We start from the raw sequence: 14,429 nt of genomic DNA on the forward strand, positions 1-14,429 counted from the left end.
AGATTTAGAGAAGCTGTATCTTCAGTGTATGCAAAATATGGCGGAAATCAGATGGATATCATTAAGAGAATAATGGAGTACTAAAAAGGGAGGTTGAGCCTCCCTTTTTGAATTATATGGAATACTTATCTATTTCTTTTAACTCATCTTCTGTGAAAGTGGTATTCTCAATAGCTTTTATGTTATCAAGAATCTGAGAAGATCTGGATGCGCCGATGATTACTGAAGTTATATAGTCATCCTTGAGGTTCCATGCGAGCGCCATTTCAGCAAGTGTCTGACCACGCCTTTTGGCAATTTCGTTTAAAGCCTTTATATTGGCGAGCTTTTCTTCTGTGAGCTGACCCTCTTTAAGGAAACGGCCATCAGTGCGGATTCTGCTGTCCTCAGGAATACCATTTAAGTATCTGTCTGTTAAAAGACCCTGAGCAAGAGGAGAGAAGCAGATGATTCCGGTTCCAACTTCCTTGGACTTTTCTTTCAGACCGTTTTTCTCAATTGTTCTGTCAAAAATGTTGTAGCGGTTCTGATTAATGATAAATGGAACATGAAGCTCTTTTAATATAGCGTGAGCCCTTTCAAGAGTAGGTCCATCATAATTGGAAATACCAACATAAAGAGCCTTACCGCTTCTTACAATCTGGGCAAGAGCCTCCATTGTCTCTTCTAAAGGCGTTTCAGGATCCATTCTGTGATGGTAAAAGATATCCACATATTCAAGTCCCATTCTTTTAAGTGACTGATCAAGGCTTGCGATAAGGTACTTGCGGCTTCCCCAGTCGCCATAAGGACCTGGCCACATATAGTATCCGGCCTTTGTTGAGATGACCATTTCATCTCTGTAGTTCATAAAGTTTTCTTTAAGTATTTTACCGAAGTTCAGCTCAGCAGCCCCATCAGCCGGGCCATAGTTATTGGCAAGATCAAAATGTGTGATACCGTTGTCAAATGCGGTCTTACACATGTCTACCATGTTGTTGTAATCGGAGTTGTCACCGAAGTTGTGCCATAGTCCAAGGGATACAGCAGGAAGCTTCAGACCACTTTTTCCACAACGATTGTATGTCATGCTTTCGTAACGAGTAGTATTTGCAGTGTACATATAACCCTCCCTAGATAAAACTTTGTTATAGTTTAATATATTTTTAGGAAAAAAGCACAGAAAAAAAGTGAGATTTCTGTTAAAAAACAATCATATTTTTTAGTGAATAATTAATGCACATAATTTGACATCATGCTATAATTCACTTTGGTAAAAACAACCTTTCAGGTTAATAAAACGGAGGAGAAAAATGGGAGAAAAACGACAGGCTATCTATGATGCCACGACTTTGGGGAAACCCAAAATGGCGCTCTTGGGATTGCAGCATATGTTTGCAATGTTTGGGGCGACGATCTTAGTTCCAATTTTAGTTAATGGTTATTTTAATGGGGAAGGACTTTCAGTTCAGGTTACACTTTTCTTTGCAGGTTTTGGTACACTTCTTTTTCATCTTTTTTCTAAATTCAAGGTTCCCGCATTTCTGGGATCATCATTCGCATTCCTTGGTGGCTTTGCTACCGTAGCTAATTTAAATTCAGGTAAGTACGCTGATATGACATATGGAGAAAAACTTCCTTATGCTTGCGGTGGTATTGTTGTTGCAGGACTTCTTTACCTTATCCTTGCAGTAGTGATAAAGCTTGTAGGAGTAAAGAAGGTTATGCATTTCCTTCCTCCTGTAGTAACAGGACCTATTATTATCTGTATCGGACTTTCACTTGCACCATCTGCTGTTTCTAATGCTTCTGCAAACTGGTTCCTTGCACTTGTGGCACTTTCAGTAGTTATTATCTTTAATATCTGGGGCAAAGGGATGTTCAAGATCATTCCTATACTTATGGGAGTGGTTATTTCATACTGTGTTGCCCTTATTATGAATGCGATAGGCTTTACAAATGCAGATGGCAGTGCAATCCTTGATTTTGCACCTGTTGCTGCAGCAAATTGGGTTGGACTTCCTCCTTTCCAGTTCGCAAAATTCGATCTTACAGCAATTCTTGTTATGGCTCCTATAGCAATTGCAACTATGATGGAGCACGTTGGTGATATTTCAGCTATTTCAGCTACTACAGACAAAAACTTTATCGAAGATCCCGGTCTTCACAGAACACTCTTTGGAGACGGACTTGCAACAGCTGTTGCAGGACTTTTCGGAGGCCCAGCCAATACAACTTATGGAGAGAATACCGGTGTTCTTGAGCTTTCTAAGGTTTATGATCCAAAGGTTGTTGAGATTGCAGCTGTATATGCTATCGTAGTAAGCTTCATTCCAAAGATCTCAGACATCATTGGCACAATGCCAACAGCTATCATCGGTGGTATAAGCTTCATATTATATGGAATGATCTCAGCAATTGGTGTTAGAAATGTAGTAGAGAACAAGGTTGATTTCACAAAATCAAGAAATCTGATCGTCGCAGCAGTTATCCTTGTATCAGGACTTGGATTCTCTGATGGTATCACATTTACAATCGGAAATACTCCTGTGACTCTTACATCTCTTGCTATAGCAGCTCTTCTTGGAATCGTGCTCAATGCAGTATTACCTGGAAATGATTATGACTTTGGTGTTAACCATAAAGGCGACATCAATAGGGGCGTAAGCTTCAATAATCACGAAGAAGCAGGCTGATAAACATATAATATCCTACCAGGATTTCGGTAAAAGATTTTATCGAAATCCTGGTATTTTTTTTGTAAAAACCTGTTGATTATTGATTTGATATATGCTATGATGTTAAATGGTCTTTTTAGAAAAAGGGGTATTTGTGCCCTTTTTCAGGCATTATTCTGTTACCATGCAGGAAAGGAGAAACAATGAAAGTTAGGTCTTCTGTTAAGCCTATGTGCGAGAAGTGCAAGGTTATTAAGAGAAAGGGCGTTATCAGAGTAATCTGTGACAACCCTAAGCACAAGCAGAGACAGGGATAATTCGAGCCGTTTCGGATTACTTTTTGATACCAATGTGTATTGGAAAGATCGGATTATACTTTGTCCGATTGGGTCGATGAAATGTGACCCCAATCAAATAAGTAACATAAGTGAGATAGGAAATCCTTGATTTCCGTGATCGAACTTAGTTCTGGCGAAGGCTGAAAGCCTGAGAGCAGAACTTCATTATTAATCATTTTTACATTATGGAGGAATTAGAATGGCTCGTATTGCAGGTGTAGATTTACCTAGAGATAAGCGAGTAGAGATCGGTTTGACATATATCTACGGTATCGGTAGAACAAGCTCAAACAAGATTCTTGAAGAAGCAAAAGTGAATCCGGACACACGTGTTCGTGATCTTACAGATGAAGAAGTAAAGAGAATTGCCGAGATTATCGGTAACGACTACGATGTAGAAGGTGACCTCAGAAGAGAAGTTGCTATGAACATCAAGAGACTCACAGAGATCGGATGTTTCAGAGGAATGCGTCATAGAAGAGGACTTCCTTGCCGTGGTCAGAGAACTAAGACAAATGCAAGAACAAGAAAAGGACCAAAGAGAACAATCGCTAATAAGAAGAAGTAATTCTTTCCGCTAAGCTATTGGGACCAATTGAATCTGGCATGGCAGGTTCAGACAGTAACTATATTAAAAGTAATAATAGGAAGAAAGTAGGTTAGTTTAAAATGGCAAATCAGAAATCAGCAGTAGCTGCAAAGAAGGCAGCTGCTAAGAAACGTGTCAAGAAAAACGTTGAACACGGACAGGCACACATCCAGTCATCTTTCAATAACACAATCGTTACATTGACAGATGCTGCAGGTAACGCTCTTAGCTGGGCAAGTGCTGGCGGTCTGGGATTTAAGGGTTCAAGGAAATCTACTCCTTATGCTGCACAGGTAGCTGCAGAGACAGCAACTAAGGCTGCACTTGTACATGGCCTTAAGACTGTTGATGTATTCGTTAAGGGACCAGGATCAGGAAGAGAAGCTGCTATCAGAGCTCTTGCTGCAAGCGGTCTTACAGTTACATCTATCACAGACGTAACACCTGTACCACATAACGGATGCCGCCCACCTAAGCGTCGTAGAGTATAATCGGTGATCCTATCACGATTATAAGCAGTTATTTGTGCATATATAAATGTAAATAATAACTCGTTGGACGAAGGTGCTTAACACTGTAAACAACATCAGAATGTGAAAACAATCTGAGAATAAGAAAGGAGCCAAAAAATGGCAGTAAACAGAGTTCCCGTATTAAAGAGATGCAGATCACTTGATTTGGATCCAACATTCCTTGGATATGACAAGAAGTCCAAGAGAACATCAGCTAGAGCTGGTAAGAAAATGAGTGAGTATGGACTTCAGCTCCGTGAGAAGCAGAAGGCTAAGTTTATCTATGGCGTTCTTGAGAAGCCTTTCAGAAATTATTATGTTCGTGCTGATAGAATGAAGGGTCAGACAGGTTCAAACCTTATGACAATTCTTGAGAGCAGACTTGACAACGTAATCTTCAGAATGGGATTCGCTAGAACAAGAAGAGAAGCTAGACAGGTTGTTCTTCATAAGTTCATCACAGTTAATGGAAAGATGATCAACATCCCTTCATACCTTATCAAGGCTGGAGATGTAATCGAAGTTAAAGAAGCAGCTAAGAATATCCAGAGATTCAAGGATATTTCAGAGATCACAGCAGGAAGACTTGTTCCTGAATGGCTTGATGTTAACAAGGAAGGCCTTAAGGGTACAGTTAAAGAACTTCCTTCAAGAGAAGTTATTGATGTACCAGTTGACGAAATGCTTATTGTCGAGTTGTACTCAAAATAATGATATAATTAACTTGTTAACAAACCACTTAAGGAGGGTATATCAGTGTTTGATTTTGAAAGACCAAATATTGAAGTTGCTGAAATCTCAGATGATAAGAAATATGGTAAATTCGTAGTTGAGCCTCTTGAGAGAGGTTACGGTATTACACTGGGCAATTCCCTTCGCAGGATTATGCTCTCTTCATTACCTGGTGCAGCAGTAAGCCAGGTTAAGATTGAAGGCGTTCTGCATGAGTTCAGTTCAATTCCTGGTGTTAAGGAAGATGTAACTGAGATCATTATGAATATCAAGAATCTTTCTATTAAGAATTCTTCTGACACAAACGAGCCAAAGACAGCTTATATCGAGTTCAATGGCGAAGGTGTTGTTAGAGCTTCTGATATTCAGGTAGATCAGGATATCGAGATCATGAATCCTGATCAGGTAATCGCTACACTTTCTGGAAAGGATGCTAAGCTCTACATGGAGCTTACTATCACAAAGGGAAGAGGTTACGTAAGCTCAGACAAGAATAAGTCAAGTGATCTTCCTATTGGAGTGATCGCTATTGATTCTATCTACACACCTGTAGAGAGAGTAAACGTAACTGTTGAGAATACTCGTGTAGGTCAGGTTACTGATTTTGATAAGCTTACACTTGATGTTCACACAAACGGAACACTTGCTCCAGACGAGGCTGTAAGCCTTGCTGCAAAGGTTCTTTCAGAGCATCTTAGCCTGTTCATCGATCTTTCAGAAAATGCCAAGACTGCAGAAGTTATGGTAGAGAAGGAAGATGATGAGAAGGGCAAGGTTCTTGAGATGTCTATTGATGAGCTTGAACTTTCAGTTCGTTCATTCAACTGTCTCAAGAGAGCTGGAATCAACACAGTTCAGGAACTTGCAAACAAGACTCCTGACGACATGATGAAGGTTCGTAACCTCGGCCGTAAGTCACTTGAGGAAGTTCTTGCAAAGCTTGACGAGCTTGGACTTTCACTCAGAGCAGATGGCGAATAAGTAATATCTTTAAATGAATATCCGCGGAGGGTAAATCCGATGTGTACCGATGCGGATTCTCATAGTAATTATTAACAGCATTTGGAGAGTAAGTCCGATGGGCATTTCCTTATGTTAACATGCAGGGGAAACCTGCTGATGAGAAAGGAATTAAAATCATGGCAATGTACAGAAAGCTTGGAAAAGCAACAAAACCTAGAAGAGCACTTCTTCGTAACCAGGTAACAGCACTTCTTTACAATGGTAAGATCATTACTACAGAAGCAAGAGCAAAAGAAATCAAGAAGATCGTAGAGCCTATGATCACTCTTGCAGCTAAAGAGAAGGACAACTTCGAGACACTTACAGTTGACTGCAAAGTTCCTGAGAAGGACAAAGACGGCAGAAGAGTAAAAGAAGTTGTTGATGGCAAGAAGGTTACAAAGTATACAACAGTTAAGAAGGAAATCAAGAAAGATATGCCTTCACGTATGCACGCAAGAAGACAGCTTCTCAAGACTCTTTATCCTGTAGTTGAAGTTCCACAGGAGAACAAGGGAAGAAAGAGAAACACAAAGGAAATCGATCTTGTAGCAAAACTTTTCGATGAGTATGGTCCTAAGTATGCAGACCGTAAGGGTGGATACACAAGAATCATCAAGATTGGTCAGAGAAAAGGCGATGCAGCAATGATGGTTGTTCTAGAGCTTGTGTGAGCAACGAGCCACGCCAGATGAAATGATAAGAGAGAGTTTATGGATGCTTGCATCTGATAAACTCTCTCTTTTTCTTGCGCATGGCTCAATTTGAACGCTCAAAGTGTTGATAATCTTTTACTGAATTCCAGTTGCCGCCCCATGTAAAACCATGCTCTTTAAAAAGTTTATAGGCAAGGTCATTTTCATCAATCTTATATGGAAAACTGGAACTTCTGTCTGCATAAGCTTCACTTCCTTCTGGGGAGATATTTATAGAACCGTCTTTATTGTATGTAATATAAGGGTTATAAAATGGGTTTAGATCAATAGCAAGCCCTTTTGCATGATTTGAAAGTCTTGTTGTACCCTCAACGACGCGGTAATTGAAACAGGAAGTGTTGTTGGCAAGCATTGATGCAGTATCATCTCCGTTATACTCGTCAATGAGCTTAATGCTCTCAATTTGGTAACCGTTTTGATATAATTCGCAGAATATTTCCAATAAATCCTCCGCTATGGTCTTGTTACAGATCATCTCACCTGTCTGCGTATCACCGTTAAAGTCATTGTATAAGAGGCTGAGATATCTGAGATCATCTAATGGTACTGAACAATCTACAGGATAAGAAATCCCGGAAATCCTTTTAAAGATCTCATTTGAAATTGGTTCGTAGTAGAAACCATCCTTATATACAAATCTGTTTGATAAATCATCTGACAGAGGCTGTGTATCTTCCTGCGATGATGCTAAAGATGCTTCATCTGAAGATTGGCTTGCATTGTCTGTAGCAGAAGTGGTATTTAGCTCTTTTGATGAAATGAATGAAGAGGACTCATCAATGCTTGAAATAGCTTCATCTGTTGAAGCTACAGCGGAAACTTCAGGCACTTTATCATTTTTTTGCGCATATTCCTCTAAAGTTTCCCCTCCGGCAAGCACTCTGGCTGCAATTGCGCAGCATATGATGACTCCGGCTAAAAAAACAAAATCTTTTAAATATTTCTTGTTCATTTGAATAAACCTCGCATATAATACATAAATGATATCACATTTGTGATATACTGTTGCAGTATGGTAGGTAAAAAACATGATACGTACTGATAATCTTGTATTTGAATATATTAGAAGAGATGAAGAAGGTAATGTAGAGGGCATTACAAGGGCAATTGATAACGTTAACCTTGATATAAAGCCCGGACAGTTCATTGCCATTCTCGGACATAACGGTTCAGGTAAGTCTACTTTGGCCAAGCATTTTAATGCGCTTTTATATCCTACTGAAGGACAGGTATTCGTGGATGGCATGAATACTGAGGATGAGTCACATCTTTGGGACATCAGGCAGGAAGCTGGAATGGTATTCCAAAATCCTGATAACCAGATAATCGGGCAGGTCGTGGAAGAGGATGTTGGATTCGGACCTGAAAATATGGGCGTTCCGACTGATGAGATATGGGAAAGAGTGGAAGAGAGTCTTCGCACTGTGGGGATGCTCAAGTTTAGAAAATCATCGCCCAATCATCTCTCTGGCGGTCAGAAGCAGCGAGTGTCCATAGCAGGTGTAATAGCGATGCATCCGAAGTGTATTATTTTCGACGAGCCCACAGCCATGCTTGATCCTAATGGCCGTAAGGATGTTATCAGGGCTGCAAGAGCGCTTAATAGTGTTGAAGGAATAACCATAATACTTATTACACACTATATGGAAGAAGTAATATATGCCGACAAGGTCTTTGTTATGGATGGCGGCCATATAGAAATGCAGGGAACACCAAGAGAAATCTTTTCACAGGTTGATAAGTTAAAAGAACTTCGATTGGGGGTTCCGCAGGTTACTCTTTTGGCATATGAACTTAAAAAGAGCGGTTTGCCACTTCCTGATGGAATACTTTCAAGAGAAGAACTTGTTGATGAATTGAAAAAACTGAAACTTCAGCAGGGATAACTTTTTCATCAATAAGAGAATGAGAGAAACATATAACTATGTCGATAATACTTGATCATGTTAATTACATATATGATGAAGACACTGCCATGGCTCATGCAGCGCTGATAGATGTCAATCTTGAAATCCCTAAGGGGCAGTTTATCGGCCTTATTGGTCATACAGGGTCAGGAAAGTCTACACTTATCCAGCACATGAATGGACTTATTAAGCCAACAAGCGGCAATGTTTATTTTGATGGAAAAGACATTTTTGATGCTGATTTTGATAAAAAAGCTTTAAGAGCCAAGGTTGGTCTTGTGTTTCAATATCCTGAACATCAGCTTTTTGAGATGGATTGCTTTAAGGATGTGTGTTTTGGACCTAAGAACCTGGGGCTTCCGCAAAAAGAGGTGGAGCTTAGAGCTTACGAGGCTTTAAAACAGGTTGGCTTTGATGATGAGTATTTTTATCAGTCACCATTTGACCTCTCTGGTGGACAAAAGAGGCGTGTGGCAATTGCAGGAGTACTTGCAATGAAGCCTGAAGTGCTTATCCTGGATGAGCCGACAGCGGGACTTGATCCCAAGGGGCGTGAAGATATACTGGGACTTATTTCTAAGCTACACAAGGAGATGGGCATTACAGTTATTCTTGTAAGCCACAGTATGGATGATGTAGCGGATTATGTTCAGCGAATAATTGTAATGAACAAGGGAAAAGTAACCTTTGACGGTGAACCCAAGGCAGTATTTAAGCACTATAAAGAACTAGAAGAAATAGGCCTGTCAGCTCCTACCGTTACTTATGTGATGCAGGAATTAAAAGCTGCAGGATTTGATGTTGATACAGAGGCTACCACTATTGAGGAAGCCAAAAATGAGATACTTAAGGTGTTTGGAAAATGTTAAGAGACATTACGCTTGGACAATATTATAGAACAGACTCGGTGATACACAGACTTGATCCAAGGGTTAAGCTGGTGGCGACATTTGCGTTTATCATTTCTCTTTTTCTTGTAAAAAATGTGTGGGGATATGTTATTGCTGCTGTATTTTTAGGAGCATGCATTGCACTTTCAAATGTTCCTGTCAAGTTTATGTTCAGAGGAATGAAGACTATCTTTTTCCTTTTGGTCATAACTATGGTGTTTAACCTGATACTGACACCAGGAACGCCAATTGTGAGCATTTGGAAAATAAAGATTACCTATGAGGGACTGAGGCTTGCTATTTTGATGGCTATAAGGCTTGTTTTTCTTATAACAGGCTCATCAATAATGACACTTACAACTACGCCTAATAATCTTACAGATGGCTTGGAAAGCGTGTTAAAACCTCTTAAGGTTCTTCATGTTCCGGTACACGAGATAGCAATGATGATGTCTATTGCCCTCAGATTTATACCGATTCTTTTGGAAGAGACAGATAAGATCATGAAGGCACAGATGGCAAGGGGTGCTGACTTTGAGAGCGGCTCACTTATAAACAGAGCTAAGAGTCTTGTGCCCTTACTTGTTCCTCTTTTTATATCTGCATTCAGAAGAGCTCTTGACCTTGCTATGGCTATGGAGGCAAGGTGCTACCGTGGCGGCGAGGGAAGAACCAAGATGAAGCCGCTTATTTATCAGAACAGAGACAGAATTGCTTATGCGATTTTGGTTATATATCTTGTGGCTATAATTGTGTTTGGCAGACTACTGTTTAGGTAATAATTTTGTTTTTAGGAGAGATGGTTGAAAAAGCGCAGGATAATGCTGGTTGTTTCCTATGATGGAACAGCTTATAACGGATGGGCGCTTCAAAAAAGTACCCATAATACAATTGAAGAAATGCTTAACAGGGCAATTCACGGACTGACCGGTGAGGAAGTGGAAGTTATCGGCGCAAGCCGCACGGATGCAGGAGTTCATGCCTATGGTAACATAGCGGTTTTTGATACTTCGTCGTCAATTCCCGGAGACAGGTTTTCGTATGCGCTTAATCATATTCTTCCGCAGGATATATGCGTTACTGAGTCAAGAGAGGTACATCCGGATTTCCATCCAAGGCACTGTGATACCCTTAAGACCTATGAGTACAGGGTGCTGAATTCTAAGATGCCTGTTCCGACAAGGCGCTTTTATACTTACCATTTTAGTATGCCTCTTGATATTGATGTTATGAACGAGGCAGCTCATTATCTCGAAGGAGAGCATGATTTTACGAGCTTTTGCAATGTTGAATCGCAGGCAGTCAGTCATGTTCGTACCATAAAAAAAGTTGAGGTATTTCGCCACGGTGATGAGGTAGTTATAAGGGTTATCGGAAATGGTTTTCTTTATAACATGGTAAGGATAATTGCAGGTACTCTTTTACAGATTGGACGAGGAAAAGGAAAACCATCAGATATTAAGGAAATGATCGATAAACAGGATAGAAAAGCAGCAGGACCTACAGCTCCGGCATGTGGCTTATTCCTGATGAAATATGAGTTTTTAGACGGAATTCCCGGACCGGAAACAGCTGAGGATGACTGAACCAAAAATATAGATGTTTTATCCGAAAAAGAGGCAAAACATCTTGACAAATCTTTTGTTTGAGTCCTATAATATCTTACTGTGTGACGAAGTTTATTCTATAACTATGCCCACAAAATAGTAAGTGACATATTGATGTCCCGGTAAGCTTCAATATGTTCATATATATACTGCAGGATCAGGTGAAGGGTTTTGCAGAGGTTACAAATTAAGTATTAGTTTTAATTTGGAGGAAACATAATGAAAACTTATATGCCTAGTGCAACTACAGTAGAGAAAAAGTGGTATGTAGTTGATGCTACAGATATGACACTTGGACGTCTTGCTTCTAACGTTGCAAACGTACTTAGAGGAAAGAACAAGCCTATTTACACACCTAACATCGACACAGGTGATTATGTAATCGTTATCAATGCAGAGAAGATTAAGGTTTCTGGTAAGAAGCTTGATCAGAAGATGTATTGGCACCACACAGATTATGTTGGACATCACAAAGAGTTCTCACTTCGTCAGATGCTTAATGATAAGCCTGAGAGAGTTATCGAGCATGCTGTAAAGGGAATGCTTCCAAAGGGATCTCTTGGTAGAGAGATGTACACAAAGCTTCACGTATATGCTGGTTCAGAGCATCCACATGCAGCTCAGAAGCCTGAAGTATTAACATTTTAATCTGGTAAGTGAAGGAGAATAATAAAATGGCAAAGTCAGCTAATTATTACGGAACAGGTAGAAGAAAGAAGTCAGTTGCAAGAGTATACCTTAAATCCGGAAATGGTAATATTACAATCAACAAGAGACCTATCGATGAGTATTTCGGACTTGAGACACTTAAGGTTATCGTTAGACAGCCTCTCGTAGCTACAGAGACATCAGACAAGTTTGATGTAGTTGTTACTGTAAGAGGTGGTGGCACAACAGGTCAGGCTGGTGCAATCAGACACGGTATTTCAAGAGCACTTCTTCAGGCTGATTCAGATGAATACAGACCAACACTTAAGAAGGCTGGATACCTTACAAGAGATCCTCGTATGAAGGAAAGAAAGAAGTACGGCTTAAAGAAAGCTCGTCGTGCTCCACAGTTCTCAAAGAGATAATCGTTTCTGCGATGCAGATACATGTTTCTTTGGAAATATTCAAAGATCTATTGCCGGAAGCCATTGTGGCTTCCGGTTTTCTATTTAAGTCATTCCTATTCGGAAATTAAAAATTTCACTTTACGATTCTATAAGATACTAGAAGATGCTTCAAAGCCCCTATTTAGGCGTGTCAGTTGGCTTGTGTTTCTGAGTGTTCTTGACTATAAATCTTGTTTTATTCTGTTTGAGTCAATAATCGCTGTGCGTCTGATTGACTGCAATTCCAAGATTATTCTATATGAGTCAACCAGCTACGGTTGAGGATTTGACTGCAAATCTAGTTTTCCCTTATATGGGTCAACTATTGTATGGGAATGCGTTGACCTCAAATCATGTAATTTCAAGAGAGAGTCAATGGTCTTGGGGAATTTCCATGACCGCATTTCCAAAATTCTGTATATGAGTCAAGTGTCGAGCTGTAATCAGATGACTGCAAATCCGGTCTTGTTCAAAATGAGTCAATTTAAGGCTAAGTAGCTAGTTGACTTCATTTCTACTAATGCTCTATTTGAATCATATTCTGATGAAAAATTTGACCTATTCTTAATAAAATCTTATTTGAATCAATTCATAATCTCCTAAAGGAAAAAAGAAAACAGTTTAAATAAAAGAAAACAGCTTCAATACAAGAAAATACTTATTATTATCACCAATCGAAAGAAAATATAAAAGAAAAGAGGACAAATAATTGTATGGATTAAGAGAAATGCTTTTACAGGAGCAAAAGCACCTGCAAGGCATAATAGCTAATACAAGAGAAAAAGATATTGCTACGCCTGAAGGGCGACTTCGCATATCAGTTGATCACGGAGTGGCCAGATATTATCAGTGCATAGATGACAGATATGGAGAGTATATCCCAAGGGATAATGTACAGCTTCCTCGTCAACTGGCACAGAAAGCATATAATGATACAGTACTTAAGACTGCTGAGGCAAGAGCCAAGCACATTGCCAAGTGCCTCAAGAATTATAATGATGATGAGCTTGAACAACTATTTACGTCGCTACACCCTGAGAGACAGAAACTTATCACTCCGGTTGAGCCAACATTTAGTCAATTACAAGAACAATGGTACTCAGAGCCATATGTTGGCAAAGCTTTCAAAGAAGGAATGCCTGTAATTCTTACGGAGAAAGGAGAACGTGTCCGATCAAAGTCGGAGAAAATCCTTGCCGATTTCTTTTACCGGAACAATATTCTATATAAGTATGAAAAACCATTAAACCTATCGGGGCATGGGATAGTCTATCCCGACTTCACATTCCTTTCGAGGAAACTACGAAAAGAGATTTATTGGGAGCACGAAGGGATGATGGATAAGCCTGAATACGCCATCAAGGCGGTTAAAAAGCTCAATAGCTATCAAATGAACGGGATACTTCCCGGAGAGCGTTTGATCCTTACGTTTGAGACGGAACAGGATGTTTTGAATACAAGGATTGTCAGTGAATTGGCGGATAAATATCTCAGATGAATATATGTTATTATAATATTGATCTGAGCGAAAGCTCTTTGGACCATCGCAGACGGGAAGAATTTCCCGTCATTTTTTTGAGTAACAGTATGAAAGAATTAAGGTAAGGCTTGCCTATTTTAATATGACTTTATTAAAATGTAAGAAAGCAATAGTTCAGGATAAATGACTGAGGAGATAAAATGACAAAAATATACTTTGTTTGGCATGCTGCAAGGAAACTGCAAGAAAGCTGTTACAAAGAAAATTTAAAGTATTTATTACGATGACAAAATGATGTTGACAGAGGAGACTGGACATGAATATAAGGCAAGCTAAGCCATCGGATGCTTCTAGAATTGCAGAAATGATTGTTACAAATTATAGAAAGAATTTCTTTCCGATATTTAAAAATGAGCAATTTTATTTTGGGGAGTTAAATGTTGTTGATGTAGCTAAAGAGTACATTGATAACAAGAAAATACTGCAGGATACGTATGTATATGATGATGGTGCTGTTAAAGGAGTTATTCGATTAAATCATGATGAAATAGTAAAGCTTTATGTTGAACCCCAGTTTCAAGGGGAGAAGATTGGCAGTAAATTACTAAACTTTGCGATCTTAGACAAAGGAGCAAAATGGCTGTGGGTTTTAGAACAAAATGAGCGAGGCATTAAGTTTTATAAGAAAAATGGATTTGATTTTACTGGAGATACAATGATAGAGGACGAATGGATCCCATTAAAGAAAATGTCGATTGAATGAAAAATGCGGATCTGCGTCTTGCAAAGGGAATAGCCTGGATATATAAATAATCTTAACTATTAAATAATTAACATCAAGAGAAAGACCAAAGAGAGCGGCCATGACAAATACAGAACAGACCACACAAAATATGACCTCAGGA

17 protein-coding genes are annotated in these 14,429 nt (G+C 39.4%); 15 read left to right on the forward strand and 2 right to left on the reverse strand.

The window, feature by feature from the left end; all coding sequences use genetic code 11:
• Positions 1-112: 112 nt before the first annotated feature.
• A complete protein-coding gene (gene mgrA, locus E7303_RS17140) occupies positions 113-1,102 on the reverse strand; it encodes an L-glyceraldehyde 3-phosphate reductase (protein WP_292146664.1) in 990 nt (329 codons plus the stop codon).
• A gap of 190 nt (positions 1,103-1,292) precedes the next feature.
• Between mgrA and E7303_RS17145 the strand changes: the two genes are divergently transcribed.
• From E7303_RS17145 to E7303_RS17175, 7 genes are all read left to right on the forward strand, one after another.
• Positions 1,293-2,675, forward strand: coding sequence for a uracil-xanthine permease family protein (locus E7303_RS17145; protein WP_292146667.1), 1,383 nt, complete (start codon positions 1,293-1,295; stop codon positions 2,673-2,675).
• A 185-nt stretch (positions 2,676-2,860) separates the two neighbouring features.
• On the forward strand, positions 2,861-2,974 hold the full coding sequence (gene rpmJ / locus E7303_RS17150) for a 50S ribosomal protein L36 (protein ID WP_013280022.1): 114 nt from the start codon (positions 2,861-2,863) through the stop codon (positions 2,972-2,974).
• 220 nt (positions 2,975-3,194) lie between these two features.
• Complete coding sequence (gene rpsM, locus E7303_RS17155; RefSeq protein WP_292139749.1) at positions 3,195-3,563, forward strand: 30S ribosomal protein S13; 369 nt, start codon at positions 3,195-3,197, stop codon at positions 3,561-3,563.
• Between the two features lie 101 nt (positions 3,564-3,664).
• The gene (gene rpsK, locus E7303_RS17160; RefSeq protein ID WP_292146669.1) at positions 3,665-4,075 is read left to right on the forward strand and encodes a 30S ribosomal protein S11; all 411 of its coding nucleotides are present in this window, start codon (positions 3,665-3,667) and stop codon (positions 4,073-4,075) included.
• Between the two features lie 138 nt (positions 4,076-4,213).
• Positions 4,214-4,807 (forward strand): 30S ribosomal protein S4, encoded by a 594-nt coding sequence (rpsD, locus tag E7303_RS17165; protein WP_022772965.1) that lies wholly within the window; start codon positions 4,214-4,216, stop codon positions 4,805-4,807.
• Between the two features lie 45 nt (positions 4,808-4,852).
• Positions 4,853-5,809, forward strand: coding sequence for a DNA-directed RNA polymerase subunit alpha (locus E7303_RS17170; RefSeq protein WP_292139744.1), 957 nt, complete (start codon positions 4,853-4,855; stop codon positions 5,807-5,809).
• Positions 5,810-5,967: 158 nt separating this feature from the next.
• Entirely contained in the window at positions 5,968-6,504 is a 537-nt protein-coding gene (locus E7303_RS17175; protein ID WP_022772968.1) for a bL17 family ribosomal protein, read from the forward strand.
• 85 nt (positions 6,505-6,589) lie between these two features.
• Here E7303_RS17175 and E7303_RS17180 read toward each other — a convergent pair whose 3' ends face one another.
• On the reverse strand, positions 6,590-7,498 hold the full coding sequence (locus E7303_RS17180) for a M15 family metallopeptidase (RefSeq protein ID WP_292146672.1): 909 nt from the start codon (positions 7,496-7,498) through the stop codon (positions 6,590-6,592).
• Positions 7,499-7,574: 76 nt separating this feature from the next.
• Between E7303_RS17180 and E7303_RS17185 the strand changes: the two genes are divergently transcribed.
• The 8 genes from E7303_RS17185 to E7303_RS17220 all read left to right on the forward strand — a co-directional run bounded on the left by E7303_RS17185 (position 7,575) and on the right by E7303_RS17220 (position 14,287).
• A complete protein-coding gene (locus E7303_RS17185) occupies positions 7,575-8,432 on the forward strand; it encodes an energy-coupling factor transporter ATPase (RefSeq protein WP_292146674.1) in 858 nt (285 codons plus the stop codon).
• A gap of 38 nt (positions 8,433-8,470) precedes the next feature.
• The gene (locus E7303_RS17190; RefSeq protein ID WP_292146676.1) at positions 8,471-9,322 is read left to right on the forward strand and encodes an energy-coupling factor transporter ATPase; all 852 of its coding nucleotides are present in this window, start codon (positions 8,471-8,473) and stop codon (positions 9,320-9,322) included.
• Positions 9,316-10,122 (forward strand): energy-coupling factor transporter transmembrane component T family protein, encoded by an 807-nt coding sequence (locus E7303_RS17195; protein WP_292146677.1) that lies wholly within the window; start codon positions 9,316-9,318, stop codon positions 10,120-10,122. The genes E7303_RS17190 and E7303_RS17195 overlap by 7 nt, the downstream gene beginning before the upstream one ends.
• Before the next feature lie 24 nt (positions 10,123-10,146).
• Entirely contained in the window at positions 10,147-10,929 is a 783-nt protein-coding gene (truA, locus tag E7303_RS17200) for a tRNA pseudouridine(38-40) synthase TruA (RefSeq protein ID WP_292146679.1), read from the forward strand.
• Positions 10,930-11,169: 240 nt separating this feature from the next.
• Entirely contained in the window at positions 11,170-11,598 is a 429-nt protein-coding gene (gene rplM, locus E7303_RS17205; RefSeq protein ID WP_022772976.1) for a 50S ribosomal protein L13, read from the forward strand.
• A gap of 26 nt (positions 11,599-11,624) precedes the next feature.
• Complete coding sequence (rpsI, locus tag E7303_RS17210) at positions 11,625-12,023, forward strand: 30S ribosomal protein S9 (RefSeq protein WP_072700523.1); 399 nt, start codon at positions 11,625-11,627, stop codon at positions 12,021-12,023.
• 730 nt (positions 12,024-12,753) lie between these two features.
• Positions 12,754-13,542 (forward strand): hypothetical protein, encoded by a 789-nt coding sequence (locus E7303_RS17215; RefSeq protein ID WP_292146682.1) that lies wholly within the window; start codon positions 12,754-12,756, stop codon positions 13,540-13,542.
• 298 nt (positions 13,543-13,840) lie between these two features.
• Positions 13,841-14,287 (forward strand): GNAT family N-acetyltransferase, encoded by a 447-nt coding sequence (locus E7303_RS17220; RefSeq protein WP_022772980.1) that lies wholly within the window; start codon positions 13,841-13,843, stop codon positions 14,285-14,287.
• Positions 14,288-14,429: the final 142 nt, after the last annotated feature.

This window comes from Butyrivibrio sp. (assembly GCF_015056685.1).
Classification (GTDB): Bacteria; Bacillota; Clostridia; order Lachnospirales; family Lachnospiraceae; genus Butyrivibrio.

Coding starts and splice junctions, on each gene's coding strand:
- mgrA (WP_292146664.1), bottom strand. CDS start 1,102: ATGTACACTGCAAATACTACTCGTTACGAAAGCATGACATACAATCGT.
- E7303_RS17145 (WP_292146667.1), top strand. CDS start 1,293: ATGGGAGAAAAACGACAGGCTATCTATGATGCCACGACTTTGGGGAAA.
- rpmJ (WP_013280022.1), top strand. CDS start 2,861: ATGAAAGTTAGGTCTTCTGTTAAGCCTATGTGCGAGAAGTGCAAGGTT.
- rpsM (WP_292139749.1), top strand. CDS start 3,195: ATGGCTCGTATTGCAGGTGTAGATTTACCTAGAGATAAGCGAGTAGAG.
- rpsK (WP_292146669.1), top strand. CDS start 3,665: ATGGCAAATCAGAAATCAGCAGTAGCTGCAAAGAAGGCAGCTGCTAAG.
- rpsD (WP_022772965.1), top strand. CDS start 4,214: ATGGCAGTAAACAGAGTTCCCGTATTAAAGAGATGCAGATCACTTGAT.
- E7303_RS17175 (WP_022772968.1), top strand. CDS start 5,968: ATGGCAATGTACAGAAAGCTTGGAAAAGCAACAAAACCTAGAAGAGCA.
- E7303_RS17180 (WP_292146672.1), bottom strand. CDS start 7,498: ATGAACAAGAAATATTTAAAAGATTTTGTTTTTTTAGCCGGAGTCATC.
- E7303_RS17185 (WP_292146674.1), top strand. CDS start 7,575: ATGATACGTACTGATAATCTTGTATTTGAATATATTAGAAGAGATGAA.
- E7303_RS17190 (WP_292146676.1), top strand. CDS start 8,471: ATGTCGATAATACTTGATCATGTTAATTACATATATGATGAAGACACT.
- E7303_RS17195 (WP_292146677.1), top strand. CDS start 9,316: ATGTTAAGAGACATTACGCTTGGACAATATTATAGAACAGACTCGGTG.
- rplM (WP_022772976.1), top strand. CDS start 11,170: ATGAAAACTTATATGCCTAGTGCAACTACAGTAGAGAAAAAGTGGTAT.
- rpsI (WP_072700523.1), top strand. CDS start 11,625: ATGGCAAAGTCAGCTAATTATTACGGAACAGGTAGAAGAAAGAAGTCA.
- E7303_RS17220 (WP_022772980.1), top strand. CDS start 13,841: ATGAATATAAGGCAAGCTAAGCCATCGGATGCTTCTAGAATTGCAGAA.